This window comes from Photobacterium rosenbergii, from assembly GCF_003026455.1.
Lineage (GTDB): Bacteria > Pseudomonadota > Gammaproteobacteria > Enterobacterales > Vibrionaceae > Photobacterium > Photobacterium rosenbergii.
Genome location: NZ_PYMB01000010.1, coordinates 110,624 through 136,421, shown reverse-complemented (window position 1 = coordinate 136,421; position 25,798 = coordinate 110,624). Strand labels below are relative to the sequence as shown.

At 49.1% G+C, this 25,798-nt stretch carries 23 protein-coding genes, 1 tRNA gene and 2 rRNA genes; 10 read left to right on the top strand and 16 right to left on the bottom strand.

Annotation, left to right across the window (positions count from 1 at the left end; translation table 11 throughout):
* From C9J01_RS18685 to C9J01_RS18675, 3 genes are all read left to right on the top strand, one after another.
* A 23S ribosomal RNA gene (locus tag C9J01_RS18685) occupies positions 1-224 on the top strand; the annotation flags it as partial.
* 117 nt (positions 225-341) lie between these two features.
* Positions 342-457 (top strand): 5S ribosomal RNA (gene rrf / locus C9J01_RS18680).
* 42 nt (positions 458-499) lie between these two features.
* Positions 500-576: transfer RNA gene (locus C9J01_RS18675), tRNA-Asp, on the top strand.
* Positions 577-1,243: 667 nt separating this feature from the next.
* Here C9J01_RS18675 and C9J01_RS18670 read toward each other — a convergent pair.
* From C9J01_RS18670 to C9J01_RS18645, 6 genes are all read right to left on the bottom strand, one after another.
* Positions 1,244-2,098 (bottom strand): TIGR03899 family protein, encoded by an 855-nt coding sequence (locus C9J01_RS18670; RefSeq protein WP_107299652.1) that lies wholly within the window; start codon positions 2,096-2,098, stop codon positions 1,244-1,246.
* Positions 2,099-2,155: 57 nt separating this feature from the next.
* Complete coding sequence (locus C9J01_RS18665; protein ID WP_107299651.1) at positions 2,156-2,638, bottom strand: DUF3299 domain-containing protein; 483 nt, start codon at positions 2,636-2,638, stop codon at positions 2,156-2,158.
* Between the two features lie 4 nt (positions 2,639-2,642).
* Positions 2,643-3,902 carry an ABC transporter permease gene (locus C9J01_RS18660; protein WP_107299650.1) on the bottom strand — a complete coding sequence of 420 codons (1,260 nt, stop codon included), beginning with the start codon at positions 3,900-3,902 and terminating at the stop codon, positions 2,643-2,645.
* Positions 3,902-4,624 (bottom strand): ABC transporter ATP-binding protein, encoded by a 723-nt coding sequence (locus C9J01_RS18655; RefSeq protein WP_419687325.1) that lies wholly within the window; start codon positions 4,622-4,624, stop codon positions 3,902-3,904. The genes C9J01_RS18660 and C9J01_RS18655 overlap by 1 nt, the downstream gene beginning before the upstream one ends.
* A 15-nt stretch (positions 4,625-4,639) precedes the next feature.
* Positions 4,640-5,386 (bottom strand): zinc uptake protein ZrgA, encoded by a 747-nt coding sequence (gene zrgA, locus C9J01_RS18650; protein ID WP_107299648.1) that lies wholly within the window; start codon positions 5,384-5,386, stop codon positions 4,640-4,642.
* 430 nt (positions 5,387-5,816) lie between these two features.
* The gene (locus tag C9J01_RS18645; protein ID WP_107299647.1) at positions 5,817-6,368 is read right to left on the bottom strand and encodes a YtfJ family protein; all 552 of its coding nucleotides are present in this window, start codon (positions 6,366-6,368) and stop codon (positions 5,817-5,819) included.
* Between the two features lie 274 nt (positions 6,369-6,642).
* On the opposite strand from C9J01_RS18645, the gene C9J01_RS18640 reads away from it, so the two are divergent.
* Positions 6,643-6,852 (top strand): DUF1107 domain-containing protein, encoded by a 210-nt coding sequence (locus C9J01_RS18640; protein ID WP_107299646.1) that lies wholly within the window; start codon positions 6,643-6,645, stop codon positions 6,850-6,852.
* Here the strand turns inward: C9J01_RS18640 and msrA are convergent.
* Positions 6,849-7,481: a peptide-methionine (S)-S-oxide reductase MsrA gene (gene msrA / locus C9J01_RS18635; protein WP_107299645.1), complete on the bottom strand. Its 633-nt coding sequence runs from the start codon at positions 7,479-7,481 to the stop codon at positions 6,849-6,851. The two genes, C9J01_RS18640 and msrA, sit on opposite strands and share 4 nt — an antisense overlap.
* Positions 7,482-7,656: 175 nt before the next feature.
* On the opposite strand from msrA, the gene tamA reads away from it, so the two are divergent.
* The 3 genes from tamA to C9J01_RS18620 are packed head-to-tail and all read left to right on the top strand — an operon-like array spanning position 7,657 to position 13,499.
* Positions 7,657-9,372: an autotransporter assembly complex protein TamA gene (gene tamA / locus C9J01_RS18630; protein ID WP_107299644.1), complete on the top strand. Its 1,716-nt coding sequence runs from the start codon at positions 7,657-7,659 to the stop codon at positions 9,370-9,372.
* Positions 9,369-13,121, top strand: coding sequence for an autotransporter assembly complex protein TamB (tamB, locus tag C9J01_RS18625; protein ID WP_107299643.1), 3,753 nt, complete (start codon positions 9,369-9,371; stop codon positions 13,119-13,121). Before tamA ends, tamB begins: the two co-directional genes overlap by 4 nt.
* 15 nt (positions 13,122-13,136) lie before the next feature.
* The gene (locus C9J01_RS18620) at positions 13,137-13,499 is read left to right on the top strand and encodes a gamma-glutamylcyclotransferase family protein (protein ID WP_237157007.1); all 363 of its coding nucleotides are present in this window, start codon (positions 13,137-13,139) and stop codon (positions 13,497-13,499) included.
* A 14-nt stretch (positions 13,500-13,513) separates the two neighbouring features.
* On the opposite strand, the gene C9J01_RS18615 is transcribed toward C9J01_RS18620, so the two are convergent.
* The 3 genes from C9J01_RS18615 to fbp all read right to left on the bottom strand — a co-directional run bounded on the left by C9J01_RS18615 (position 13,514) and on the right by fbp (position 15,654).
* The gene (locus C9J01_RS18615) at positions 13,514-13,882 is read right to left on the bottom strand and encodes a rhodanese-like domain-containing protein (RefSeq protein WP_107299641.1); all 369 of its coding nucleotides are present in this window, start codon (positions 13,880-13,882) and stop codon (positions 13,514-13,516) included.
* 56 nt (positions 13,883-13,938) lie between these two features.
* Positions 13,939-14,469 (bottom strand): inorganic diphosphatase, encoded by a 531-nt coding sequence (ppa, locus tag C9J01_RS18610; RefSeq protein ID WP_107299640.1) that lies wholly within the window; start codon positions 14,467-14,469, stop codon positions 13,939-13,941.
* A 168-nt stretch (positions 14,470-14,637) separates the two neighbouring features.
* Entirely contained in the window at positions 14,638-15,654 is a 1,017-nt protein-coding gene (gene fbp, locus C9J01_RS18605) for a class 1 fructose-bisphosphatase (RefSeq protein WP_107299639.1), read from the bottom strand.
* A 208-nt stretch (positions 15,655-15,862) separates the two neighbouring features.
* Between fbp and mpl the strand changes: the two genes are divergently transcribed.
* Both mpl and C9J01_RS18595 read left to right on the top strand, forming a co-directional pair.
* Positions 15,863-17,224 carry a UDP-N-acetylmuramate:L-alanyl-gamma-D-glutamyl-meso-diaminopimelate ligase gene (gene mpl / locus C9J01_RS18600; RefSeq protein ID WP_107299638.1) on the top strand — a complete coding sequence of 454 codons (1,362 nt, stop codon included), beginning with the start codon at positions 15,863-15,865 and terminating at the stop codon, positions 17,222-17,224.
* Entirely contained in the window at positions 17,217-17,840 is a 624-nt protein-coding gene (locus tag C9J01_RS18595) for a flavin prenyltransferase UbiX (RefSeq protein WP_201797838.1), read from the top strand. Before mpl ends, C9J01_RS18595 begins: the two co-directional genes overlap by 8 nt.
* Before the next feature lie 59 nt (positions 17,841-17,899).
* On the opposite strand, the gene C9J01_RS18590 is transcribed toward C9J01_RS18595, so the two are convergent.
* The 4 genes from C9J01_RS18590 to argR all read right to left on the bottom strand — a co-directional run bounded on the left by C9J01_RS18590 (position 17,900) and on the right by argR (position 22,912).
* Positions 17,900-18,355 carry a universal stress protein gene (locus tag C9J01_RS18590; protein ID WP_107299636.1) on the bottom strand — a complete coding sequence of 152 codons (456 nt, stop codon included), beginning with the start codon at positions 18,353-18,355 and terminating at the stop codon, positions 17,900-17,902.
* Positions 18,356-18,446: 91 nt separating this feature from the next.
* Entirely contained in the window at positions 18,447-21,026 is a 2,580-nt protein-coding gene (locus C9J01_RS18585; protein WP_107299635.1) for a TRAP transporter permease, read from the bottom strand.
* Between the two features lie 114 nt (positions 21,027-21,140).
* Positions 21,141-22,109 (bottom strand): TAXI family TRAP transporter solute-binding subunit, encoded by a 969-nt coding sequence (locus C9J01_RS18580; RefSeq protein ID WP_107299634.1) that lies wholly within the window; start codon positions 22,107-22,109, stop codon positions 21,141-21,143.
* 332 nt (positions 22,110-22,441) lie between these two features.
* On the bottom strand, positions 22,442-22,912 hold the full coding sequence (argR, locus tag C9J01_RS18575; protein ID WP_107299633.1) for a transcriptional regulator ArgR: 471 nt from the start codon (positions 22,910-22,912) through the stop codon (positions 22,442-22,444).
* A gap of 370 nt (positions 22,913-23,282) precedes the next feature.
* On the opposite strand from argR, the gene mdh reads away from it, so the two are divergent.
* Entirely contained in the window at positions 23,283-24,221 is a 939-nt protein-coding gene (gene mdh, locus C9J01_RS18570; RefSeq protein ID WP_107299632.1) for a malate dehydrogenase, read from the top strand.
* Positions 24,222-24,303: 82 nt separating this feature from the next.
* On the opposite strand, the gene C9J01_RS18565 is transcribed toward mdh, so the two are convergent.
* Both C9J01_RS18565 and ispB read right to left on the bottom strand, forming a co-directional pair.
* Positions 24,304-24,495, bottom strand: coding sequence for a hypothetical protein (locus tag C9J01_RS18565; RefSeq protein ID WP_107299631.1), 192 nt, complete (start codon positions 24,493-24,495; stop codon positions 24,304-24,306).
* 148 nt (positions 24,496-24,643) lie between these two features.
* On the bottom strand, positions 24,644-25,615 hold the full coding sequence (ispB, locus tag C9J01_RS18560) for an octaprenyl diphosphate synthase (protein ID WP_107299630.1): 972 nt from the start codon (positions 25,613-25,615) through the stop codon (positions 24,644-24,646).
* Positions 25,616-25,798 lie beyond the last annotated feature (183 nt).

The following is a 25,798-nucleotide window of genomic DNA, read 5'->3' as shown; positions in this document are numbered from 1 at the left end:
CTCTGGTGTTCGGGTTGTGTCGCCAGACGCATTGCCCGGTAGCTAAGTTCGGAATCGATAACCGCTGAAAGCATCTAAGCGGGAAGCGAGCCTCAAGATGAGTCATCCCTGAACCTATAAGGTTCCTAAAGGGTTGTTGGAGACTACGACGTAGATAGGCAGGGTGTGTAAGCGTTGTGAGGCGTTGAGCTAACCTGTACTAATTGCCCGTGAGGCTTAACCATACAACACCCAAGGGGTTTTTACGGACTCCATGAACACTTGGATGAGTGTTGAGAACAACTAGTTAGATTTTCCCAGATTGCTATTTATTGCCTGAAGGCAGTAGATAAAAGAATTTGCTTGGCGACCATAGCATTATGGACCCACCTGATCCCATGCCGAACTCAGTAGTGAAACGTAATAGCGCCGATGGTAGTGTGGGGCCTCCCCATGTGAGAGTAGGACATCGCCAGGCTTCCAATTTAAGTTATCGTGCTGAACACACGGTGATTTGAGTGGAGCGGTAGTTCAGTTGGTTAGAATACCGGCCTGTCACGCCGGGGGTCGCGGGTTCGAGTCCCGTCCGCTCCGCCACTTATTAAGAAACCTCAGTCGAAAGGCTGGGGTTTTTTGTTATATGTAATATGAAAAAGGACTCTCACGAGCCTGCGGCTTGAGTCCCGGTCGTGCGCGACCCCGGCCCTCCGCCACTTATTAAGAAGCCTCGTCGAAAGACGAGGCTTTTTTACGTTTGGCCTTCGGCGAAACGTAAGGCTCTGGGAGGCGAGGCCCTAGGCTCGGGGAAAAGCATAAGATTAACAGCCTATCCTTGCTGGAAGGATAGTGATGTAATCCCCGCCCTGTGCCACTTATAGTAAGCCCAAGCAGAAATGCTTGGGCTTTTTTACGTTTTGGCCTTCGGCAAAACGAAAGGCCCTTGGGAGGGCTGGCCCTAGGCTCGGGGAAAGGCATGAGATCAACAGCCTATCCTTGCTTGAAGGACAGTAATGTAATCCCAGCCCTTTGCCACTTATAGTAAGCTCAAGCAGAAATGCTTGGGCTTTTTTGCGTTTGGTCTTCGGTAAAACGTAAGGCTCTGGGAAGAACAGGTCCAAGGAAAAATCAAATATCTTGAAAAAGCTTTACGTATTCTGGAGTTTGCTTCTACAAGCAGAAGCAAACCCTGCGCAAAAATTGAGAAACCTCGTCTTACGACGAGGTTTTTTTATCAGTGAGAAAGCTCAATGAAGGAGAGGGCTTGTTACTGGCTTTCTATGACAAAGTACGGAGCTAATAGCTCGAGCATGGTTTCTCTAAAAGGCTCATGGGTCTTACTACCTAATAGCTCAGCGATCTCTTGTCCTGTTGGTGAAAGGCGGTAATAAGTGAAGCTAAGCCCTTTTTGGTGTGGGGTAAGTTGATAGGTATGGTTTTGGTAGTTAAATGGGAGCGGTGAGCCAGGAGTTAATTCTCCCGATTCTAATTCACTTTTTAAAATTAGCCCAAGCTCTAACAAAATCAGTAGGTCGGAGTAGGGGAGAGAGAAGTTTCCTAGCGATAGTTTATTGAGTGTAGGGGCAAACAAGCTGGGTAAGAATTTATGCTTTGTTTTTAATGCAGTAAGTAGCTTCTTACTTTTGTCAGTTCCGAAAAAGCAAGAGAGTGTACATGCCTTGTGGAAGACCTGCGCTTCTTTGTGGGTCATACTACGCAGCGTATCAAGCGTCTTTAATGATACCGAACCAGGGGCTAGAAACTCTTGTTTGAGAATACGGCTCCATAGTTGTTGCATGGAGTGATTACGGATGGTTTTGGCGATGGTCGTAAAATAGTTGAGCCAGTCTGGATCAATCTGTTTGGCTTTCTCGGAAGGGGTGTTGTCAAAGGTTAGCTTGAAAATCTTTTCGAGGTTTTCTTGTTGGATATACTGTTCTTTTTTATGTCGAGCCTCATACCTTTCAGCTAAAGTTTGCGGACCTTCCTTATTGATGAGGTAGCCGACTCCCTGCTCTTCTGCAATTGAATAAATGATGCTTTTAGGAGTGTTATTTTTCAGTTTTTCTGTTGGTTGAGGTTCTAGGGGAGCGGGTACTTTGTTTGCGACCTGGCCTTCCATTGGTAAAACCCTTTTAAGTTTGGCGGCCAGCCTTACAGAAGACTGGCCGAGGTATGATTACATATCGTCGTAGTCTTCGAGGGCTGTCCCTTCTAGTAGATAGCCAACTTCAGCCAACTCATGGCTAACAGGCTGAGTTTTCAAGGTACCAACCACATAAACCACATCCCACAGCTGCTGAATTGGTGCGCCTTGTGGGAACTTGACATAGACGATTTGGTTCGGCGGCGGTGGCGGTACGTGGATACAGGCACCAAAGTAAGGCACTAAGAGGAATTCAGTGACTTGCTTGTCATCACCCTCTAGAGGAATAACAAAGCCAGGGATCTTCACCTTGCTGCCATCTAGCTCTGTACGCACACTGCCAATCATAGATTGCTGTGCAGCATCGCCATCATGGTTAAGTACTGGCATTTGGTTGGCATTGAACTGAGCGCGCTCTTTTTCAGGGACAAGATCAATCCAGTCTAGTTTTAAAGGCTCATTGGCGAAGCTGAGTAGCGGAAACCAGCAGCAAAGAGCGAGTAGCCATTTTTTCATCTATTTATACCTTGATTGTCATGCCATCCGAGAGCGAATGTCGATAGGCGCGGATAGCAGGAATGATACCGACTAGCATACCAGCTAACTGAACAAGTAATAACAACAACAGCTCATAGTTGGTTGGCGCAGTGATCGGAATAAGCAAACCAAACTGTGATTGAATAATCGGCTGAGTGATCAGCAATATCAAGTACAACAAAGAGGTACCGACCACCACACCCAGTGCAGTTAATAAGGTCGCTTCACTGGTAAGCAGAAAGAAGATATGGCCAGGCCTTGCTCCCATAGCCCGAAGGATTGCCATCTCACGGCGCCTTTCATTGAGGCTGGTTAACAAGCTGGTTAGCATACCTAGCAGCCCTGCGATGACAACAAAACCTGAAACGACTAACAATGCTTGTTCGGCGACAGACATCATGCCCCACAATTCATGAAGGGCGATGCCTGGCATGATGGCACTGAGTGGCTCTTTGGTATAGGTGTTGATATAGCGTTGCAGGGCGAAGGTTTGAATTTTGGAATTAAGGCCAAGCAAAACGGCAGTAATTTGCTTGGGTTCAAACTGCTGGGCTGCGAGGACGTCGGCATCCGGTGTTGGCCCAAGGCGGGCACCGCTTTCCCAACCGACGTGAATGGCTTCTATAGCAGGGAGCGAGACATGTACGCTACGATCTACCGGAGTCCCCGTTGGCTCAAGGATCCCTACTATCTTGAATGGCAGGTTATCATGACGGTTAAAAGATTGATCACTAATACCATGGGCAATAATGATCTCATCGCCTATCTTATAATCGAGCTTTCTTGCCACATCTGCACCGATCACTGTTTCGAACAGGCTATCGAAGACTTCGCCTTGGGCTAGTTGTAGCGGTTGCTTCTGGCCATATCGATAATGCTTGAAGTAATCTCCATTAGTACCGATGACCCGAAACCCGCGGTGCGAGTCGCCAAGAGAAATTGGAATCGCCCATTTCACTGAACGGTGCTGGCTGATTTCTTGGAAGCTTTGCCAATCAATATTGTTGGTTGCATTACCGATTCTGAATACTGAATAAAGCAATAGGTTAACCTGGCCGGAGCGAGAGCCAACAATGAGGTCGGTTTCCGAAATGGTATTAGCGAAGCTGGACTTAGCCTGGGTCCTGACTTTTTCAACACCAAGCAGGAGGGTCACAGAGATAGCTACGGTTAATAGAGTAAGTATTGCCGTGGCTTTTCGGTTAGCCAAGCTTTGCCAGGCTAGGCGGATGATCGCTCCCATTATTGTCCCCTTACTGCTTCGTTAATGGCATTTAGATTGATATTGCGATCAAATAGAGGTTCGAGTGTTTCATCATGGCTGACAAACAGTAATGTGGTGTCAGACTTGTCGCATTCCGCCATCAGTAATTTGATGAATGCTTCGCGATTATCATGATCCAAAGCTGAGGTCGGTTCATCAGCAATTAATAATTTTGGCTTGCCAATCAAGGCTCTTGCTGCAGCTACCCGTTGTTGTTGCCCGATACTGAGTTCGCTGATCGGTCGGGCTAAGCACTCACTCGGGAGATGAAGTTGGGAAAGTAACTCTTTGGCCTGCTCGTACATTCCCCCGTTAATTTGTTTCTTTCTTAACTCTGAAAACCTGCAAGGGAGCAGGACATTATCAATGACTGACAGGTAAGGGAGCAGGTTGAACATTTGGAAGATGTAGCCGATATGGTCGGCCCGAAAACGGTCTCTTGCTGTTGGCTTTAGGCTACTGAAAGGTTGTCCAAGAAGTTCAACTGTACCCGATGTCGGCTCGTTTATGCCAGCGAGCAGGCTAAGTAGACTTGATTTACCACTGCCGCTAGGGCCTTTGATGAAAACTTTTTCACCTTTTTTAACCACTAGTGAAGGGATCTCCAGTAATGGTTGGGTTTGGCGAGGCCATTGGAATGTAAGTTCGCGGATCTCGATGATGTTCATGATCTGTCCTGAAATGGGGAATTGCTTCCCCATTTTGGTTACTTTGGATTAGAAACGGAAAGTGATACTGCTTGAGGTCAGCGACCCACCTTTTTGTCCTTTCTCTGTGATGGCGTTAACGGTGATGCGCTCTGTGGTCGGGAAATGTGTAAACCACTGAGTTTTAACGTCTGTTAATTGCTCAATGTTGTCACACTTATAGGTATATTGCGCAGAGAACTCGCCGTGTGCACCATGGTCATGGTCATGGTCATGGTCATGGTCATCATGGCCGTGGTCATCATGGTCGTGTTTGTCGTGGTCATGGCCGTGGTCGTCATGATCGTGCTTGTCGTGGTCATGGCCGTGGTCGCCGTGATCATGCTTGTCATGGTCATGGTCATGGCCGTGGTCGCCGTGATCATGCTTGTCATGGTCATGATCTCCATGATCATGACCGTCACTAGAACCAGAGGAAAGCGTTTCTGTAACTTGGCTTTCTACCAATTGGCATTTTGCATTAGCTGTCAGCATCCAGGTTGAATCTGGTGATTTTAGTTTTGCGATCGCATTTTCGATCGCCGCTTTTTGCTCGTCAGTTTGGGGGGCGTGCTCAAAGCCAACCACGTCAGCGCCAGGGGCGTGGATTTCCATTAATAAGTCTTGGCCATCCTGAGCGATATTGACTTCAACCACACCATGGACATGGGCATCATGTTGGCGGAAGTGATCGTCTGCAGCGGCAGAACCTGAAGCGGCCAAGCCGAGGGTGACGAACAAAGTAGCAATCGGTGAAAGAGAGTGATTTAAACGCATGGTTACCCCAAAAATAAGTAAATGAATAAAATGTATTGGATAAAGTCACTCAATGCACTGGAGGTGAACGTGCGATTGAGGAGAGGTATTGCAGAAAGCCTAGGTCGGGCTCTGGAATGAAAACGGTAGATAAAGGCTTTTTAAGTTCCGCCGGTGGAGCGGAATGCCCTAGAAGGTTGAGGTAGACCGAGTTGCCATTGGTGCAGAGATAGTTAACAAGTGCATCAAGTTGGTGCAATACAATAACTGGCCCGACAATGTTCGGACTTATCTGTAAATTGTTTGGTCTCGGTATCCAACGCTGCGCAAGGTTCACTTTGATAAAATAAAAAGCCATATCCATGTGGTGTAATAATATAACATTACTACTATTGCTAGAATATGGCCTCCATTATCATTTTATTTCTTATTTAAGCTTTGTTAAGTCAACCTAAAGGTTACTTTTGATTAGCTCAAGTGCTTGATTAATCTCTTGCTCTGTCAGTTTGCCTTCTTTGACAAAAAGTACTTGGCTATCTTTGTCGAGAACAATGATGGCGGAGTTTTCAGCGGCGAGTTGCCACGATTTATGGACACTCCCCTTGGCATCGAGGACCATGGAAGACCATGAGAATTCCTTTTTGCTGTCTTCGGCAGATGATTTAACGAAGCTTCCTGTCCCCCACATTGCGTCATCCTGGTTGATGATGGTGGTTGTCTGGTACTGATCATCCGGGAAGTCTGCAGCAGTGATAGCCGTCATCAGATCGGCATTCATTGCCTTGGCCGAACTGCGGCCGGCGATAGCTTGGATCACCCTTACCTTGCCCGCAAGTTGGTTGCTGTTCCAATCTTGATAGACAATTTTGTCATCTTGTAGAGTAATTTCACCTTTATCTGCAACCACTGCATTCGGGAGTACTTCACCGAAAGAGAGGTTATGGGCAAATACTGTACCCGGTAGCAGCATAGCGAGCATGGCGAAAATTGGCTTCTTGTTCATCTTTATTTCCATTATTTATTAGACGCGCCATTATCTTAGATTAGTGATAGCAAGCTGGTTGAACCAGTTTGTAAAGCCTTGAACTCAATCACGAAAATATAAAACAAAGTGCGCAAATCAGTGAAATGCTTGGTGGTGTGAAAATAAGCTTACGAAACAATGCTTAACTGGCAAGTAACTTGCTTAATTCTTTTATGTATTTAGGCCGTCTTGGAAAAAGGAAACATCTGGCTGTTTTCAAGGTCTATATTGATAGTAATTTTGTGAGGGAATCATGTTAAGAGTATTCAAACAATATCGACCAAACCAAGTCGCACGCTATGTCAAAAGTTACTTCCGTGGCCGGTTGTTCATTATCGGTGTTGGGGCGTATGAATTTGACCGGGGACGTTTGCTGCCACCTAAAAGACAAGATACCAAGGCGCTGAATGTGTTAAGCGAAGTTAACCGGGAGATTCAGCTCCTTAGTGCCGAAGCCGTCTAATCTTGCAGTTGTGGAGGCATGCAGATACCTGTTCCGCCTAGTCCACAGTAGCCGTTGGGGTTTTTGGCAAGATACTGCTGGTGATAATCTTCAGCGAAATAGAATGTACTGGCAGGCAGGATCTCGGTAGTGATTGTGGCACTTTTCAGGGCCTGCTGGTAACGGGTTTTACTCTCTGTTGCTGCTTGGTGCTGTTCGTCAGAGTAGGTGTAAATGGCTGAGCGGTATTGGGTACCGATATCATTGCCTTGGCGCATACCTTGGGTGGGGTCGTGTTTTTCCCAGAATAGAGTGAGTAGGGTCTCTAAGCTTATCTGCTTCGGGTCGAATATTACCCTGACGACTTCACTGTGCCCTGTTCGCCCGGTACATACCTCTTCATAGGTTGGGTTTGGCGTTAATCCACCGCTGTAGCCAACTGCGGTACTGTAAACCCCGTCCTGCTGCCAAAACAGTCTTTCTGCTCCCCAGAAACATCCCATGCCAATAGTAAGTACTTCCATATTGTTCGGGATATCGTCATTTAATAGTGTTCCATTCACTGCATGGGGGATTGAAGGGGTGATGGGTGTAGCCCTTCCAATCAAGGCTTGGCTCTCTGTTGGTAAGGTTTGTTTGGCTGACGACATGGTTATTTCCTTATTTTGCAGTCACTGACTTTGTTCAAAGTAGAGGAAACAGCGAAGACATTCAACTTAAGCAGATTTTCACAGCAAAAGATTGGCAGTTAGGGCTGTGCTTTGTCAAAATTAACCATGCACAAAGATAAAAAAAATAATGCGCTAACCAATGAAGTAAATAAGAATGAAGATACCTTTTTTGCGGTATGGCCTAGCAACATTTGCGCTCACCGTTGCGATACCGGCTTCAGCCGCCACCTCTTTGACAATAAAAGGGTTAAAAGGAAGCCTTGAGGACAATGTAGATGCCTATGTGTCTGCGATACCTGAAGAAGATTACAGTACTTCCTTGCGCTTTCGCGAGCAGCTTGAGGGAGAGATCCGCGATGCACTTAAAGCATTAGGGCGCTATAACCCCACGATTAGTTTTTCCGAAGCTGAAGATGGCAGTGAGCTGATTGTGCAGGTTGATGCTGGCCCCAAAACCACTATCGCCCGTAGTAATATTATTTTGACTGGGATGGCTAAGAATGACCCTGATTTCCTAGCCTTGGTTCGCACTAGTGGGTTGGGCCTGGGGCAAACACTCAATCATGGAAAGTATGAATCGCTGAAGTCTTCACTAACGAGCTTAGCGATTCGAAAAGGATACTTTGATGGCGAGTTGACAGTGAGCCGCCTGGAGGTTGCTCCAAGCCGTAACGAAGCTTTTATTACTATCGAGTACGCATCTGGCCAACGCTATAACTTTGGAGAAACCGTTTTTGAAGGCAGCCAGATTGAACTTGATCGCCTTGAATCGTTAATGCCTTATGAGAAAGGTGACCCATACCTTGCCTCTACATTGGGGGAGTTTAACCAGCGCTTGTCCAATGTCGGTTGGTTCTCGTCCATCTTTGTTGGTGGTGAACTTGCCGAGATCAAGGATGATGAAATCCCTGTCAGTGTCGTCGTTAAACCACAAGTAAAAAACCAAATTGAAACCGGTATTGGTTTCTCGACCGATGTCGGTCCTCGTCTGAAATTCAACTGGCGTAAGCCCTGGCTAAACAGCAAGGGACACAGTTTGAGCATTAAAACCGAACTGTCAGAAATCCAGCCAAAGATTGAAGCAACCTATAAAATCCCGCTCGATGATGTGTTGAATGACTATTACCAAATAGTTGGCGGGATCCGTTATGTCGATAACCATGACACGGTTAGTACCGAAACTAACTTGGCCGTCGAGCGTCATTGGCGTTTGGAGTCAGGATGGAAACGAATTGCTTCATTACGTTTGCTTTATGAAGATTATACCCAGGGCAAAATTGAAAGCGGAAATTTGACTATGGTGATCCCTGGGATCAGCTATGACAAAACGCGGCTTCGAGGTGGTGCAATGCCAACCTGGGGGGACAAACAGCTGATATCCATTGAGTATTCAGATCCTGTCTTGGGCTCTGATACTCGCTTGACACGCTTTCGTGGGCGATCGGCCTGGATACGCAGTTCAGGGGAGAACCACCGTGGCTTGTTGCGCCTAGATGGTGGTGCCGTCATCGCAGATAGATTGGAAGATATCCCACCCTCGATGCGCTTCTTTGTCGGGGGGGATAACAGTCTGCGAGGTTACAGTTATGAGTCAATCTCACCTCGTAACGAAATAGGCCTCAGGGAAGGTGGTAAGTATATGGTGACTTCCACGCTTGAATACCAATACCGGGTATATGGTGATTGGTGGGGGGCAGTATTCTACGACTATGGCTCAGCCTGGAATGATAGCCCCGAGTGGGTAGCAGGTACTGGTGTCGGCGTTCGTTGGGCATCGCCAGTAGGACCTATTCGTGTTGATTTTGCCTGGGGACTGGACAAAAAGACAGACAAGTTCCAGCTCCACTTTGTATTGGGGCCAGAAATATGATTTGGGTAAAGCGCTCAGCCATCGCCTTGTTGGCATTGTTGATGGTATTGGTGATTGCCGTTACAGCATTGCTGTATACCCCTGCAGGGATCAAAGTTGCTGTGTGGGGGGCGCAGAAAGCACTGCCCTCCCTCAGTATTGGTGGATCCCAAGGCAGCTTGTTGAATGGCTTTTCCCTTGAACAGGTTGTTTATAATGATGACAGCATTGATCTTGCAGTGGCGCAGTTGGCCTTGGACATTGAAGATAGTTGCCTGCTGACCCCGGCTGTCTGTATTTCCAATCTTGCTGTGAGTGGGGTGCGCTTCTCGATGCCGCAATTGCCCCCTGTGCAGGAAGATGCCGAAGAAGAAGCGCCTTCGGAGCCGATCACCGAGATCAGTCTGCCTATTTCGATCACGCTTTCTCGCTTGGTGCTTGATGATATTGAGCTTGATGTCTTGGGTAACCAAGTTGGTTGGCAACACTTCTCAAGTGCCGCAGAGATGGTGGGGGATAAGCTGGTCCTCAAGCCGACAGATTGGCAGAAGATAGATCTTACATTGGCCTCCTCAGAGACAGATCCCACAGAGGTTGCAGATCCCCAGACGGAGGCTGCTGAGCCGATTGTCCTGCCTGAAGTGCTCATTCCCCTGTCCGTCGAGCTCCAACGCTTTACCATTGAAGACTTTACTCTTCATGGGGAAACACCTCAGACCGTGAAAAAGCTCGAGCTGGTTGCTTCGGCAAAGGGCAGTGATGTTGTGGTGGAGAAACTAGAGGTGTCTGCGCCTCAGGCAGATCTTAAAGCCAATGCCAAGGTGAGTTTAACGGGTGATTATCCGTTGGTACTTGATGCTGATGCTGCCATTCATATGGCACCCGTCGCCAATCATGAGTTGGTCCTCAACGCCGAGGGCAGTGTTGCCAATTTGATATTGGATGCCCGAGTGAAAGGGACGCTTGATGCTTGGTTGAAAGGTCAATTATCGCCATTGGATCCGAGCTTGCCGTTTGAACTCTCGCTTGATAGCCAGCATCTGCAATGGCCAATTGATAGCGAACCCGATTTTGAGGTGAAAGAGACGGCGTTGAAGGCAAAAGGCAGCCTTGAAGGATACAGCTTTACCTTGGCTAGCCAGATTGATGGCAAGCCGATGCCAGCCGTTGGTGCTGAACTTGTCGGAAAGGGAACACTTGAGGGTGTTGAGCTAAGCCGCCTCAGTGTCGATACCTTGGGAGGTAATATCTCGGGCAGTGCCAAGGCCAGTTGGAAAGACTTGGTGAGCTGGCAGGGGGAACTTGCCTTCAGCCATATTCAGCCGGGTTTGGAATGGCAGGATGTACCGGGTGACTTGAACGGTAGGCTAAAGACGTCCGGTGGGCTAACCCAACAAGGCGGTTGGTTTGTTGAATTGCCGGAGCTGGTGGTTGATGGCGAGGTGATGGATCAGCAGCTTGATCTTAATGGCCAGCTTTCGGCAAAAGATACCTCCGGAAAAGGCGACATCCAGTTCGATACTAAAGGACTGGCGTTGAAACATGGTCCAAATGGATTTTCAGCGAAAGGCCGCTTGACTAAGACGTGGGATATGGCTGCGGAAATTAATGCCCCAGATCTGTCCCAGTCCCTGCCTGGACTGAGAGGTAGCGTTCTGGGCAGCGTGCAGTTGAAAGGCAAAATGGCAGAGCCAGATTTGGATGTTGATTTGGTTGGCGAAGCCTTAGGATGGGAAGAGTTGGCTTCGTTAGAGAGGCTAACTTTGAAAGGGGAGATCACCCCAATGCCGCTGCTGGATGCCGATGTTAGTCTAACTGCTTCGGGAGGGCGTTATGATACGTTTACCCTCAACGATCTCTCACTCTTGTTCCAAGGAAGTGAAAAGCAACATCAGTTAGTGCTGGATGTGAATGCAGAGCCGGTTAGTACGACATTGCGCCTTCAGGGGGAACTCGATAGGGACAAGGGCTGGCGTGGTGCTCTCCAGCAAGGGGAGATTGATACCGAACTGGGGGTATGGAAGCTTGATCGTTCTACAGCCATTGGTTATCGCTTCGACAAACAACTAGCGAGTGTTGCTGCCCATTGCTGGAAACAAGGCAGGGATAGGGCGGCTTTATGCCTGACCCAGAATATGGAAGCTGGGGCCAGCGGCCGTGCCAATGTATCGCTCAGCAATGTCGATTTCGCGATGCTGGAGCCGTATCTACCGGATACCGTCACACTCAAAGGTAGTGCAGGTGCACAGGCTGAAGTGGCATGGGCGCCTAAGTCAGCACCCTATGTTAAAGCCAGCGTCATTTTACCTTCGGGCAGTGTGACTCAGCAGGAAGACCCAGATCTGGAGCCTGTCACTGTTGGTTGGGATAAGGTAACGGTCAACGCAGAGGTGAAACAAGATGCCCTGAATGCTGATTGGTTATTTGCCATTCGAAATAACGGCGATTTGAGTGGCCGAGCCAAGGTTGCCCCTTTAAGTGGCGATCAGCAACTGGACGCCCATTTGAAACTTGATCGCTTTATGCTTGGATTCCTTAAACCGTTAATGATGGACTACCACACTTTCGATGGTCAGGTTGATGCTGATATCTCGGTGACTGGGCCTGTGATGCATCCTGCGGTGAACGGCTTGCTCAAAGTCAGTAACGTGAAGGCTTCGGGGCGCACCGTGCCAGTTGATGTTGATAAAGCGGATATTACCGCGACTTTCAGTGGTTATCAGGCACGGCTTAGCGGTGAGGTGGTGACACCGGACGGTAAGCTCAATATTACCGGTGATGGTAACTGGCAGGATTTAGCCGATTGGCGTGGTCAGCTTGGGGTTAATGGCCGTGAACTCGAAGTGACAGTACCGCCTTTGCTTGCGGTGAAGGTAACGCCAGATTTAATAATCAAGGCATCACCTAAACAAGCTGAAATCACCGGCAGTGTTGCTATCCCATGGGGGCGTATTACCGTTGACCAACTGCCTGAATCAGCCGTGTCGGTATCGGATGATGAAATATTGCTGAACGATGATCTACAGCCAATAGAGACGGATAAACCGATCCCGTTCAATGTGAAGACCAATGTGCTGGTCAGAATTGGCAATGATGTTAAGTTGTCAGCATTTGGCCTTAAAGCTGGCCTAGTTGGTGACCTCAATGTTCGTCAGGATGAGAAAGGGCCGTTGGTGTATGGTGAGGTAAACCTGCGTAATGGTACCTACCGTTCATTTGCTCAGGAATTGGTGATCCGAAAAGGACAAATCTTATTCAATGGTCCTGCCGATCAGCCGTATTTGTCGATAGAGGCAATTCGCGATCCTAACAATATCGAAGATGATGTGATTGCAGGACTTAGGGTAACAGGCCCTGCTGATGAGCCGCGTGTGGATATCTTCTCGGATCCGGCTATGCCACAACAAAATGCGCTGTCTTATATACTACGAGGTAGGGATCTGGATAGTGAGTCGGGCGATAACAGTGATGCAATGGCAACCACCTTATTGACTATGGGCTTGGCACAGAGTGGCCAGTTGGTAGGGAATGTGGGTGAAGCCTTCGGGGTCCAGGATTTGTCCCTTGATACCGCAGGCTCTGGTGATGATACCCAAGTAACCATCAGTGGCTACATTGCCCCTGGTCTTCAGGTGAAATACGGGGTAGGGATTTTCAACTCTATCCCAGAATTTACCGTGCGTTACCGCCTGATGAAAGATCTGTATGTGGAAGTTGTCTCTGGCTTGGACAGTGCTGCGGACTTGCTGTACCAGTTTGAATTTAACTAATGGATAGGTAGTAGAGTGAGAGTCTTTGTCTACGGGACCCTTCGAGAGGGGGAGGCCAATGCCTACCTCCTCAAAGAGGCGGTGAAACTGGGCGATTCTTGCCTGGTGTCGGGTTATATACTCTATGATTTGGGAGCTTATCCTGCGGCGATTGCTTCCCATAGCGGGGAGTCATTGTTGGGTGAGGTATACCAAATCAATGAAAGTATTTTACGCGACCTTGATTGGCTCGAGGAATACCCGGTGGAATATGACCGGGTTGAAATCGAGACGTCTTACGGTAAGGCATGGATATATCTTTACAACCAGTCAGTGGCAGGCCTGCCTGTGATTGGGCATGGAGATTGGTGTCATCGGAAAAGGAAAATACCGGCTTAGCCCGGTTTACTCTTTTATTTAGGCATTGCTTCGGCCAATGCCTGATAGCTTTCTCCGTTATAGATATTGGAGTAGCCCAGCTTATTCAAGGTTGCTTCTGCGATACCAGAGCGTCGGCCTGAGCGGCAGTAGATGAATAGGGATTGGCTTTTATCCGGTGCAAAAGTGGTCAGTGATTCAATTTGATCGTATGGGATATTGATAGCACCAGGGAGGTGGCCGTCAATGAATTCCTCATGAGTTCGGACATCAATAATCAGCGGCCTCCCTGAATGGCTACCATTATAGGACTGCCAGAACTCTTCTGGGGTGACAACTTCTGCATAGGACAGACTGGCAATTGAGCCCAACAATAAAGTGATGGCTATCAACGGCCTTCGCATAGGTTTACCTCATTACAGTCCCGGGCTTGTAGCCCGGGATACTATTTCATTCGCAATTATTTTTCCTGGGCGCGTTTGAACGACTCAAGGATTTCTTCCTTGGCTGCAGCCGCGTCTGCCCAGCCTTCTACTTTTACCCATTTACCCGGCTCTAGCTCTTTGTAGCGCTCGAAGAAGTGGGTGATTTGGGCTTTTAACAGCTCAGGAAGGTCATCGACATCCTGAACGTTATCGTATTCTTTGGTTAGCTTGCTGTGTGGGACAGCGACCACCTTGGCATCTTCACCAGATTCATCCGACATTTTCAGCACACCAACAGGGCGGCAGCGGATCACGGAACCTGGCACCAGTGGGTAAGGGGTAGGGACCAGTACATCTACCGGGTCACCATCCAATGATAGGGTGTGGTTTACATAACCGTAGTTACAAGGGTAGAACATCGGGGTAGACATGAACCGGTCTACGAATACGGCACCGCTGTCTTTGTCGACCTCGTATTTGATAGGGTCGGCATTGGCAGGGATTTCAATGACAACATAGATATCTTCGGGTATATCCTTTCCAGCTGGTACCTGATTCAGGCTCATCGTCTCTTCCTTTTGCTAGGTTAATCAATTGTTGGTGATGTTGAAATTATAATACCAACATCCTTCTTTTATTGTCTAATAGCAATAAGTTGTAGGGAGAGTTTTACATTATTGGGTGTTCAGGAAGGAAAAGGAAACAGGCTGGGTGATCCAGCCTGTTTATTATGGTTAGTCGTGGTCAGGGAATTCCGCGAGGAAGGCCTCGACTTTTTCTACCATGTTGGTTGAGCCGACAAAGAACGGCACACGCTGGTGGAGTTCGTTGGGCTTGATGTCCATGATGCGGTTTGCACCGTCAGACGCCTTACCTCCGGCCTGCTCGATCAGGAATGCCATTGGGTTGCACTCGTAAAGCAGACGCAACTTACCCGTTGGGTGGGTTGCGGTGCTTGGATACAGATAGATACCGCCTTTTAATAGGTTGCGGTGGAAATCCGATACCAGTGAGCCGATATAGCGAGAGGTATAAGGACGATTATCCTCAGGCACATTTTCCTGACAGAACTTGATGTACTTCTTCACGCCCATTGGGAAGCGGAAGTAGTTACCTTCGTTGATCGAGTAAATACGGCCATCTTCAGGCGTTTGTAGGTTCTCATGCGACAGGCAGAACAACCCTAGGGACGGGTCGTAGGTAAAGCCGTGGACACCGTTACCTGTGGTGTAAACCAACATAGTTGATGAACCATAGATAATGTAGCCCGCTGCTACCTGCTGGTTACCTGGCTGCAGGAAATCTTCCTGCGTCGGTGGGGTGCCGACTGGTGAAACACGGCGGTAAATAGAGAAGATAGTACCGACGGAAACGTTTACGTCGATGTTCGAAGAACCATCTAGTGGGTCCATCAAAACGACGTATTTAGCGTTACGGTTCAACTCGCGGTTGAAAGTAACGGCTTCGTCTTCTTCTTCACTGGCTACACCGCACACTTGGTCGCGCGCTTCCAAAGCGGCCTTGAACTTGTCATTGGCATAGACATCGAGCTTCTGCTGCTCTTCACCCTGAACATTTTCGTCGCCGAACGAACCTGTGATATCAGCCAAACCGGCTTTGTTGATTTCACGGTTGACGATTTTCGCCGCAAGTTTAATTGAACTTAGCAGAGAAGAAAGCTCACCGCTGGCGTGGGGGAAGTCGTTCTGTTTCTCGACAATGAACTCGCCAAGGGTTCTAATATCGGACATATACAATCCTTGCATCTTGTTGTCATTGGGGCAGTTAAGTCAGGTACAATGTCTCTAACGGACAATTTTTATACCCATAATGGCATTTCGCCTTTTTATAGTGTGTGCTCTATTTTGTATAAAATATTGTATATAAAGATCTTTTTTATGGTAACGAAGTAACGCATTAGCGTGAAATTAGTGAAAATTACCGAGTGAGCCGACAGTTATGCACATCCATATTTTAGGAATTTGTGGCACTTTCATGGGCGGAGCGGCAATCCTTGCCCGCCAACTAGGCCATAAAGTCACCGGCTGCGATGCCAATGTTTACCCGCCGATGAGTACACTCCTTGAGTCTCAAGGTATTGAAATAATACAAGGTTATGACCCAGAGCAGTTAAAACCTGCCCCCGATCTTGTGGTTGTCGGTAATGCGATGAGCCGTGGTAACCCTTGTGTGGAATATGTGCTTAACAACAATTTGCGCTATACCTCGGGCCCGCAGTGGTTGCAGGAGATTTTGCTGCATGACCGTTGGGTACTGGCTGTTGCAGGCACCCATGGTAAGACCACTACCGCGAGTATGTTGGCCTGGATCCTTGAAGATTGCGGTTATCAGCCGGGCTTTTTGGTCGGTGGGGTACTCGGAAACTTCGGTGTTTCCGCGCGTTTAGGTGAAAGTATGTTCTTTGTCGTCGAGGCGGACGAATACGATAGTGCTTTTTTCGATAAACGTTCTAAGTTTGTTCATTATCGACCACGCACTTTGGTTATGAATAACTTGGAGTTCGATCACGCAGATATTTTCGATGATCTGAAAGCTATCCAGCGCCAGTTCCATCACCTAGTTAGAACAGTGCCTGGTAACGGCCGGATTCTAGCCCCTAAAGGTGTTGAGGCTATTGATGAGACCTTGGATATGGGGTGCTGGAGCGAGCTGGAGTACATCGGCGATGATGGCCATTGGCAGGCGAAAAAGCTCGATGCTGCCGGCAGTTGTTTTGATGTGTTGCTTGATGGCAAAAAGGCAGGGACTGTCGATTGGGATTTGATTGGCGATCACAATGTTAATAATGCCTTGATGGCGATTGCTGCCGCCCGCCATGTTGGTGTTACTGCGGAGCTGGCCTGTGAGGCGCTCGGCAAGTTTGTTAATACCAAGCGCCGGTTGGAGCTTAAAGGCGAGCAGTCCGGGGTCAAAGTCTATGATGATTTTGCCCACCACCCAACAGCAGTTGAGCTGACGCTGGGTGGTTTGCGTGCCAAGGTTGGGGAGCAGCGTATCCTAGCTGTCCTCGAACCTCGCTCGAATACCATGAAGCTTGGCGTGCACAAGCAGGACTTGGCGCCGGCGTTGGCAAAAGCCGATGAAGTCTTCATTTACCAGCCGGATAACATCCCGTGGTCAGTGGACGAGATTGCCGACCTGTGCCAGCAGCCTAGCCAGACAGACAGTAACTTGGATGCTCTAGTAGCTAAAGTCATCGCAAGTGCCCGCCCTGGTGATAACATTCTGGTGATGAGTAATGGTGGCTTCGGTGGCATCCACGGTAAATTGCTTGCCGCTCTGGAGGCTGTTGGTGAGTAGCCCTGATAAACGCATCACCCTTGCGTGGACTGGCGCGTCAGGTGCGCCTTATGGCTTGCGCCTGCTGGAGTGCCTGTTGGCGGCAGATTACCATGTCTACCTGCTGATCTCATCGGCGGCCAGGGTCGTGTTGGCCACGGAGCATGGCCTGAAACTTCCTTCCGGTCCTGATGCCGCCAAGGCGGCGTTGGTCAAGCAATTGGGGTGTTCTGCTGATAAGCTTGAAGTGTGCGGAAAAGAAGATTGGTTTTCTCCAGTGGCTTCAGGGTCAGCGGCACCGAAGCAGATGGTGGTTTGCCCTTGCTCAGCGGGAACCTTAGCCTCGGTGGCTCATGGCCTGTCGGATAACCTGTTGGAGCGTGCGGCTGATGTCGTGCTCAAAGAGCGTGGACAACTGTTGATGGTGGTGCGTGAAACCCCTTTCTCTACTCTTCATCTGGAGAACATGCTCAAACTGTCCAAGATGGGGGCGACGATTATGCCTGCCGCTCCGGGGTTTTATCACCAGCCGGAGAGTATCGAGGACTTAGTCGACTTTATGGTCGCACGAATTTTGGACCACCTTGGTGTCGAACAAGGCTTAGTCCCTCGCTGGGGTTACGACCAAAGAAAGTAATCGTTCAGCCTGAAACTAAAAAGCCCGCTAATGCGGGCTTTTTATTGGGGGATTGGGCATTACTCAGATTCTGATAGATGAGCTTGGGGTTTGAGAACCAACACATTGATCGGGGAGTTTTCTACCACCTTGGTTGCTACCGAACCCAGCATGACTTTATCCAGCCCAGAGCGCTTATGGCTTGGCATAATGATCAAGTCGGCACCGACTCGCTCGGCATGATCCAATATTGTTGTCCAGGTTTTCCCTTCCGAGACATGCTGGTGGTGGACAATTTCCGGAGGAATATAAGTTTCGGCAAAGGCTTTGAGCTGCTGCTGGGTGTCCTGCATCATTTTACGTGCCGCGTCTTTGGGGAAGTAGCTCGATACCATCGCCATATGGATGCCGGGCAGGACATTAAGCAGGTGGATCGTCGCATTGGAGTGCTGGGCATGCCAGACAGCAAGCTCGACAGCTTTATCTGCGAACCCTTTATCATTGAGATCGACCGGAACCAAGATTTGCTTATACATACTTTTCTCTTTGTTCACGAAGGGAGAGGCTCCCTATAGTGTATACCAAACAAGAAAGGCCCTTCCGTGATGGAAGGGCCAGAACCGTGGTTTACTTAATATGACCTAGGGATTTAGCTCGCCGGCGCTGGTTCCAACCCAGCCCCCCCAAGATGAGTAAGGTCGGTATGAATACCCACTCTTTCATTGGGCGAACCGCCGGTAGGCTAACCGTGGTGATTTCCCAATCGAAGTCGATACCCGCTTGTTCTGCTGGGCTACCGAACTCGACCATATCGACAATCATTTTGTCGCCATCTTGGCGTAGCATCAGGCCAGTAGAGTCGATCCGCTCATCGGGAGAGACCGCAGCTTCGTCAAAAGGTAGCAGTACATGTTTGGAGACGAATTTCCCTTCCAGGTTTTCCCCGCTGACCTGCAACTCGAGTGGCTGGCCGATTGCCAGTTTATCGGCCGCATCTGCAATCAGGGTGCCCGGCATCTCATGCTTTGGCGGGTAGACCATATCCCACCAGAATCCAGGGCGGAACAAAGTGAAGGTGATCAGCAGTAGTGCCGCGACCTCCCACCATTTGGTTTTGGTAAACCACCACCCCTGAGTCGCAGCCGAGAAGGTTAACATGGCGATGATTGCCGAGCCTACCGTGAGCATCAGGTGCCACCAGGAGTCGATATTCATCATCAGCAGCTGGGTGTTGAAGATGAACATAAACGGCAGGATGGCGGTCCGGATATCGTAGGTAAAGCCCTGGATACCGGTCCGAATTGGGTCGCTCTTGGCAATCGCCGCCGCAGCAAAGGCAGCCAGACCGACCGGTGGGGTATCATCGGCTAGGATCCCGAAGTAGAACACGAACAGGTGAACCGCGATCAACGGGATGATCAGGCCGTGCTGGGCCCCCAGAGTAACGATAACCGGTGCCATCAAGGTCGAGACAACGATATAGTTTGCGGTAGTAGGCAGGCCCATACCAAGGATCAAGCTGATCAAGGCGGTAAACAGTAGCATCAGCATGATGTTACCGCCCGAGATGAATTCGACGAACTCAGTCATTACCAGCCCGATCCCGGTCAGGGTGACCACGCCAACCACAATACCGGCAGCAGCCGTGGCGACCCCGATACCGATCATGTTGCGGGCACCGGAAACCAAACTCTCCAGCAGGTCGATAACCCCTTCTTTACCGGCTTCTGCCAATGTCTTTTCCTTGTTGAACAGTGCCAGCAATGGGCGCTGGGTCAGCAAGATGAAGATCATAAAGACTGTTGCCCAGAAAGCAGAAAGCCCTGGCGAGAAGCGCTCTACCGTCAAGCACCAAACCAGCACTACAATCGGCAGTAGGAAGTAAAGGCCTGACTTCATTGTCGGCCCCGGATCTGGGACCTCGGTAATATCGGCGTTTGGATCTTCAAGGGCATGATCTTGGTAGTCAGCGGCGACTTTGATCAGTGCGACATACGCTATCAAGATCACTACAGCAATCATTGGTGTTGCTGCGGCTCCAAAGATGTCTTTGGTCCAGCCAACCCCGTAGTAAACTAGGGCGCTGAGCACAACCAAGCCGAGGATGGTGCCACAGAATGACAACAGGCTTTGGGCAAGGGTTGGTTTGTAGCGGCGCTCAAGGCCGGACATCCCAGCCTTACAGGCTTCGAGGTGGACAATGTAAATCAGTGCGATATAGGAGATCAGGGCTGGCAGCAGTGCCGCTTTGATCACTTCGACATAGGAAATCCCGACGTATTCCACCATAAGGAAGGCTGCGGCCCCCATGATGGGTGGAGTAAGCTGGCCATTGGTCGATGCCGCTACTTCTACCGCCCCTGCTTTGGTGCCGGGGAAACCTACCTTTTTCATCAATGGGATGGTAAAGGTACCGGTTGTGACCACGTTAGCAATGGATGAGCCTGATACTAAACCGGACAGGCCTGAAGCCACGACAGCAGCTTTTGCAGGCCCGCCACGCATGTGGCCTAGCAGCGAAAAGGCAACCTTGATGAAGTAGGCGCCAGCGCCGGCCCGTTCGAGCATGGCACCAAACAATACAAACAGGAATACGAACGAGGTCGAGACGCCAACTGCGATCCCGAATACCCCTTCGGTGGTCAACCACAGGTGCGACATCGCCTTGTTGAGGCTAGCGCCTTTATGGGCAATGACATCCGGCATATGCGGGCCGCCGAAGGTATAAAGCAAGAAGACGGCCGCGACGACCATCAGCGGTGGTCCAAGTGCGCGTCTGGTAGCCTCAAGCAGTAATACCATACCAATGACGGCGACCACGATATCCATCTGGGTTGGCGCACCGGAACGACCAGCGAGTTGGGTATAGAATAGATAAATATATCCAGCAGCAAAACTACCCGCCAGCGCAAGGATCCAGTCGACGAGGGGGATCCGGTCCCGTGGCGAATGCTTCAGCGCGGGGTAGGCGGTAAAAGCCAGAAAGATGGCAAAGGCCAAGTGAATAGATCGGGCTTCGGTGTCGTTCAGAACACCAAAGTTAAAAATAAACGGTAACGGCGACGCGTACCAAAGTTGGAATAGGGACCAACAAAGTGGAACAAACCACAGGATACGTCCAGCCAGTCCAATCGGGCTTCTTGCCCCGGTATCCGCCTGAGCCACCATATCTTGCACATCTGTCGACGATTGTGTTGTCTTCGTCATGCATAATCCTTCTGCGATGGGCTAGGGTGTGATTAGAATTTATCGGAATGAAAATAGAGAAACAGCAAGCACCCTTATACGGTGCTTGCTGAGTAGTATTGCCTATCGGCAGGATTACTTCAGGTAACCTGCTTCTTTGTAGTATTTCACTGCACCTGGATGTAGTGGGATAGACAGACCGTCTTTGACCATGTCCTCAGGCTTGAGGTTGGCAAAGGCTGGGTGCAGGCGTTTGAATGTATCGAAGTTTTCAAATACGGATTTCACGACAGCGTAGACAACGTCATCAGAGACATCGGTAGAAGAGACCAGCGTCGCCGCCACACCGAAACTGTTTACGTCGCTGTCAGTTCCTTTGTACATGCCGCCTGGCACGGTACTCTTGGCGTAGTAAGGGTTGTCAGCGACGATTTGGTCAATCTTAGGACCTGTTGCCGGGATCAGTTTGGCATCACAAGAGGTCGTTGCTTCTTTGATCGATCCGTTTGGATGGCCAACCACGTATACAAAGGCATCAATCTTGTTGTCACAAAGGGCTTGCGAACGCTCTGAGCCTTTTAGCTCGGAAGCCAGTTTGAAATCTTTGTTGGTCCAACCCATAGCGTCCATTACCACGCCCATTGTCGCGCGGTCACCCGAGCCAGGGTTACCGATGTTCACTCGTTTACCTTTTAGATCTTCAACACCGTTGATGCCGGCATCGGTGCGGGCAATGATGTTGAACGGTTCAGTGTGTAGCGAGAAAACAGCACGTAACTTCTTGTATGGACCTTGCTCTTCGAATTTGCTGGTACCGTTATAGCCATGGTACTGCCAGTCAGACTGCACGATACCGAAGTCCAACTCACCTGCACGCATGGTATTAACGTTGTAGATAGAACCGCCGGTAGATTCTACCGAGCAGCGAACATTGTGTTCTTTGCGATCTTTGTTGACGAGCTTACAAATAGCACCACCTGTCGGGTAGTAAACACCGGTTACAGAACCGGTACCGATGGTGATAAAGTTCTGGGCATTGGCCATGCCAGTTGTCATAACTGCGGCAGCAAGTGCACTGACCTTGACGATTTGCTTAAATGCCATGTTTGTCCCTTCCTAGTTGTTGTTATTTCCAGAGAAAAGCCTTTTCCATCTGTGGTAAGGCGTACCTACCTGAGGGCAATTCATTGCTGAATCTGCCCAATGATATCAAAACAAATCAATAACTTTAAAACTATGTTAATGAAAATAAGGCAATTACAGGGTGGAAATAGTTACTGACACTAATGGTGGGAAGAATAATTATTTAAAGCAATCAATGGCTTGCAGGAGGCGTGATAGATTGGTGAAAGTTTGTCTTATTGTGATCTAACTCTCACAATACCAGGCAGTAAGAGGGATGATTTGCTGCCTGGTATCGAGATGGTAATAAGCAATTACTTGCTGTAGTCAAACAGCTCGCAAACAGAGTCGAAGAGCTCTTCTGTAGAAATTGAGTTGGTTGGTGTGATGAAGATAGTATCGTCACCTGCGACCACACCTAAGATCCCTTCAGCCTTGCCAAGGGAGTCTAGCAAGCGGGCAATAACTTGTGCTGCACCAGGGCCTGTGTGGATAACGACCAAAGCACTGTTATAACCGATTTCCATCACTAACTCTTTGAGTGGGCTGCTGGTTGTCGGTACGCCAAGTTCTACAGGCAGGCAGTAGACCATTTCCATTTTCGCGTTGCGGGTACGTACCGCACCGAATTTGGTCAGCATGCGAGAGACTTTGGATTGGTTGATATTGTCGAACCCCTGAGCCTTCAATGCGTCGACGATTTCACCTTGAGAGCTGAATTTCTCTTCTTTTAGAATTGCCTTGAACGCTTTGACTAGGCGTTCTTGTTTATCTGAATTTCGCATAAGTAAATTTCATGTGCAGGGACGAGGTGCTGTATTCTGGCACAACATTTCGACTCCTAGCAAACAGTGTTCAAGTAAACTGGTGCATGTATCACCATTATAGAGGTAAAAAGTGAATATATATTAAGGTGTATGCAAGCTTTACGCGTTAATGTCGTCAAGCTCTGACCGGGAAATGTTATAGGGATGTAGCACATTTTATTCTGGCTTATGCGCGATATCGCAAAGCTGGTGGCATCTGATTGTATTTCTTGGTTGGTTACTATAACGTCAGTTCTGTCTTTGATATGAAATCAGTGTTTTAAATCAACTGTGATTTCATATGATTAGGTCTGAAAATTATATACTTCTATCGTAAAGGAGAACGAACATGAAAGTTGCTGTAATTGGTGCGGCCGGTGGTATCGGCCAGGCTCTTGCCCTGTTGCTTAAGAATCGTCTGCCAGCAGGTTCGGATCTGGCGCTGTATGATATTGCCCCTGTAACACCAGGTGTTGCGGCTGATCTGAGCCATATCCCAACGCCTGTCTCTATTAAGGGATACGCGGGTGAAGATCCTACTCCGGCACTGGAAGGTGCTGATGTTGTTCTTATTTCAGCAGGTGTTGCCCGTAAACCAGGGATGGATCGTGCCGATCTATTTAATGTGAATGCTGGCATTGTTAAGTCACTGGCTGAAAAAATTGCGGTTGTTTGTCCGAAAGCTTGTGTGGGTATTATCACTAACCCAGTTAACACAACAGTGGCGATTGCTGCTGATGTATTGAAAAAAGCAGGTGTTTACGACAAGCGTAAGCTATTTGGTGTAACTACTCTGGATGTTATCCGTTCTGAGACGTTTGTAGCAGAGCTGAAGAATGTTGACCCAGGTGAAGTGCGTGTGCCTGTGATCGGTGGCCACTCTGGTGTCACTATCCTACCGCTTCTATCTCAGGTTGAAGGTGTTGAGTTCACTGAAGAAGAAATCAAAGCCCTGACACCACGTATCCAGAACGCGGGTACGGAAGTAGTAGAAGCGAAAGCGGGTGGCGGTTCTGCAACCTTGTCTATGGGTCAGGCTGCTTGTCGTTTCGGTCTATCACTGGTTCGAGCACTACAGGGTGAAACTGGCCAGGTTGAGTGTGCTTATGTTGAAGGTGATGGTAAACATGCACGCTTCTTCGCACAGCCAATCCTATTAGGTAAAGAAGGTGTCGAAGAGGTGATGGATTACGGTGCGCTAAGTGCTTTCGAGCAAGAAGCACTGGAAGGCATGCTGGAGACGCTTCACGGCGATATCGCTAAAGGCGAAGAGTTCGCTGCCAAGTAATGCTACCAACCTATACTAAGGAAAGAAGCGGCCCACTGGCCGCTTCTTTTTTATGTATGGGATTGTCAAACGTGGTGGGTGGTCAATAGTAGTTATCACACCCGGTATGGAGCTGGGGTTGGTCAACAAGATCATTGCAGTTGATGTTGATCCGGCGGTGATCATTCATGTTCTCGATGATCACTGTGTTGTGCTCTTGATCCACATCGATAACTTCAGCGACACCTTGTTGGTATTCAACCCACATTCCAGGCTTGAGCTCTTTTGCTTGCATAATGGCCTCCTGTCATGATCTCGATGATCCAGCCTTTATTGATATAACTATAGATTATTGTGAAATCACTGAATGGTTACGGATATAGGGAGGGCGAGGATCAAAAAAGCCCGCCGAATGGCAGGCTTATTTCTAGGAAGCGGGTGAATTACTTGTTGCGGTGTACGGCTAGGTGAGCCAGTGCAACCAAAGCTTCTTTGTATTCACTGTCAGCTATCGGAGCCAGGCTGGCAATCGCCTTCTCGGCTTCTTCTTCTGCACGTTGTTGGGTGTACTCCAGTGAGCCCACTTGCTTCATACAGGCGAGGATTGGCTCAAGCTTATCGAGGCCATTGCCTTTCTCGATAGCTTCACGGATCATCGCTGCTTGCTCAGCATTACCATGCTGCATTGCGTGCAGCAGGGGTAGGGTTGGTTTGCCCTCGGCCAAGTCATCACCAACGTTCTTGCCCATCTCTGCGCCATCGGCGTTATAGTCCAAGACATCGTCGATTAGCTGGAATGCTGTGCCAAGATAGCGACCGTAGTCCTGCAGGGCCTGCTCAACCTCTTCCGGTGCGTCGACAAGAATCGCCGAAATTTGGGTGGCTGCTTCAAATAGACGGGCAGTCTTGGAGTAGATCACCTGCATGTAGCTTTGTTCGGTCGTGTCGGGATCGTTGCAGTTCATCAATTGCTGCACTTCACCTTCGGCGATCACATTGGTCGCTTCGCTCATGACATCAAGGATCCGCAAGGATCGTAGGCTCGTCATCATCTGGAACGAACGGGTATAAATGTAATCACCGACCAGGACGCTGGCGGCGTTGCCGAACATCGCATTGGCGGTTTCTTTACCGCGACGCATATCCGACTCATCGACCACATCGTCGTGTAGTAGGGTGGCAGTATGAATAAACTCCACGAATGCCGCTGCGGTCGTGTGTTGTTCACCTTGGTAGCCAAGGGCGCGGGCTGCCAGTACAGCAAGCATTGGGCGTATGCGCTTGCCGCCGCCGCTGACAATGTAAAAACCTAGTTGATTAATGAGGGCTACATCTGAGTTCAGTTGAGCCAGTATCTTCGCGTCGACCTGTGCCATATCATCGGCAGTAAGCGCTTGGATAGCTTTGAAATCCATTGTACATCCAGCAAAATAATGTGCCGCACCCGGCGGATTGTTATGCGTGTCGGTTGCTAAGCTTAACTGAACTGACCCAAGCACGAAAAGCTCTCCCCCAGAGATGGGAAGTGGCTCACAGCAGGGCTCTACAAGCTTGCATAGTTAAGATTTGTTAATCAACCGAGATAAATTAATTATCGA

Coding starts and splice junctions, on each gene's coding strand:
- msrA (WP_107299645.1), bottom strand. CDS start 7,481: ATGTCGTCAGCCAAACAAACCTTACCAACAGAGAGCCAAGCCTTGATT.
- zrgA (WP_107299648.1), bottom strand. CDS start 5,386: ATGCGTTTAAATCACTCTCTTTCACCGATTGCTACTTTGTTCGTCACC.
- C9J01_RS18585 (WP_107299635.1), bottom strand. CDS start 21,026: ATGACGAAGACAACACAATCGTCGACAGATGTGCAAGATATGGTGGCT.
- ispB (WP_107299630.1), bottom strand. CDS start 25,615: ATGGATTTCAAAGCTATCCAAGCGCTTACTGCCGATGATATGGCACAG.
- mpl (WP_107299638.1), top strand. CDS start 15,863: ATGCACATCCATATTTTAGGAATTTGTGGCACTTTCATGGGCGGAGCG.
- tamA (WP_107299644.1), top strand. CDS start 7,657: ATGAAGATACCTTTTTTGCGGTATGGCCTAGCAACATTTGCGCTCACC.
- C9J01_RS18565 (WP_107299631.1), bottom strand. CDS start 24,495: ATGCAAGCAAAAGAGCTCAAGCCTGGAATGTGGGTTGAATACCAACAA.
- C9J01_RS18645 (WP_107299647.1), bottom strand. CDS start 6,368: ATGAACAAGAAGCCAATTTTCGCCATGCTCGCTATGCTGCTACCGGGT.
- C9J01_RS18665 (WP_107299651.1), bottom strand. CDS start 2,638: ATGAAAAAATGGCTACTCGCTCTTTGCTGCTGGTTTCCGCTACTCAGC.
- C9J01_RS18670 (WP_107299652.1), bottom strand. CDS start 2,098: ATGGAAGGCCAGGTCGCAAACAAAGTACCCGCTCCCCTAGAACCTCAA.
- C9J01_RS18640 (WP_107299646.1), top strand. CDS start 6,643: ATGTTAAGAGTATTCAAACAATATCGACCAAACCAAGTCGCACGCTAT.
- C9J01_RS18660 (WP_107299650.1), bottom strand. CDS start 3,902: ATGGGAGCGATCATCCGCCTAGCCTGGCAAAGCTTGGCTAACCGAAAA.
- fbp (WP_107299639.1), bottom strand. CDS start 15,654: ATGTCCGATATTAGAACCCTTGGCGAGTTCATTGTCGAGAAACAGAAC.
- C9J01_RS18615 (WP_107299641.1), bottom strand. CDS start 13,882: ATGCGAAGGCCGTTGATAGCCATCACTTTATTGTTGGGCTCAATTGCC.
- argR (WP_107299633.1), bottom strand. CDS start 22,912: ATGCGAAATTCAGATAAACAAGAACGCCTAGTCAAAGCGTTCAAGGCA.
- C9J01_RS18655 (WP_419687325.1), bottom strand. CDS start 4,624: ATGGGGAAGCAATTCCCCATTTCAGGACAGATCATGAACATCATCGAG.
- ppa (WP_107299640.1), bottom strand. CDS start 14,469: ATGAGCCTGAATCAGGTACCAGCTGGAAAGGATATACCCGAAGATATC.
- C9J01_RS18580 (WP_107299634.1), bottom strand. CDS start 22,109: ATGGCATTTAAGCAAATCGTCAAGGTCAGTGCACTTGCTGCCGCAGTT.
- mdh (WP_107299632.1), top strand. CDS start 23,283: ATGAAAGTTGCTGTAATTGGTGCGGCCGGTGGTATCGGCCAGGCTCTT.
- C9J01_RS18590 (WP_107299636.1), bottom strand. CDS start 18,355: ATGTATAAGCAAATCTTGGTTCCGGTCGATCTCAATGATAAAGGGTTC.
- tamB (WP_107299643.1), top strand. CDS start 9,369: ATGATTTGGGTAAAGCGCTCAGCCATCGCCTTGTTGGCATTGTTGATG.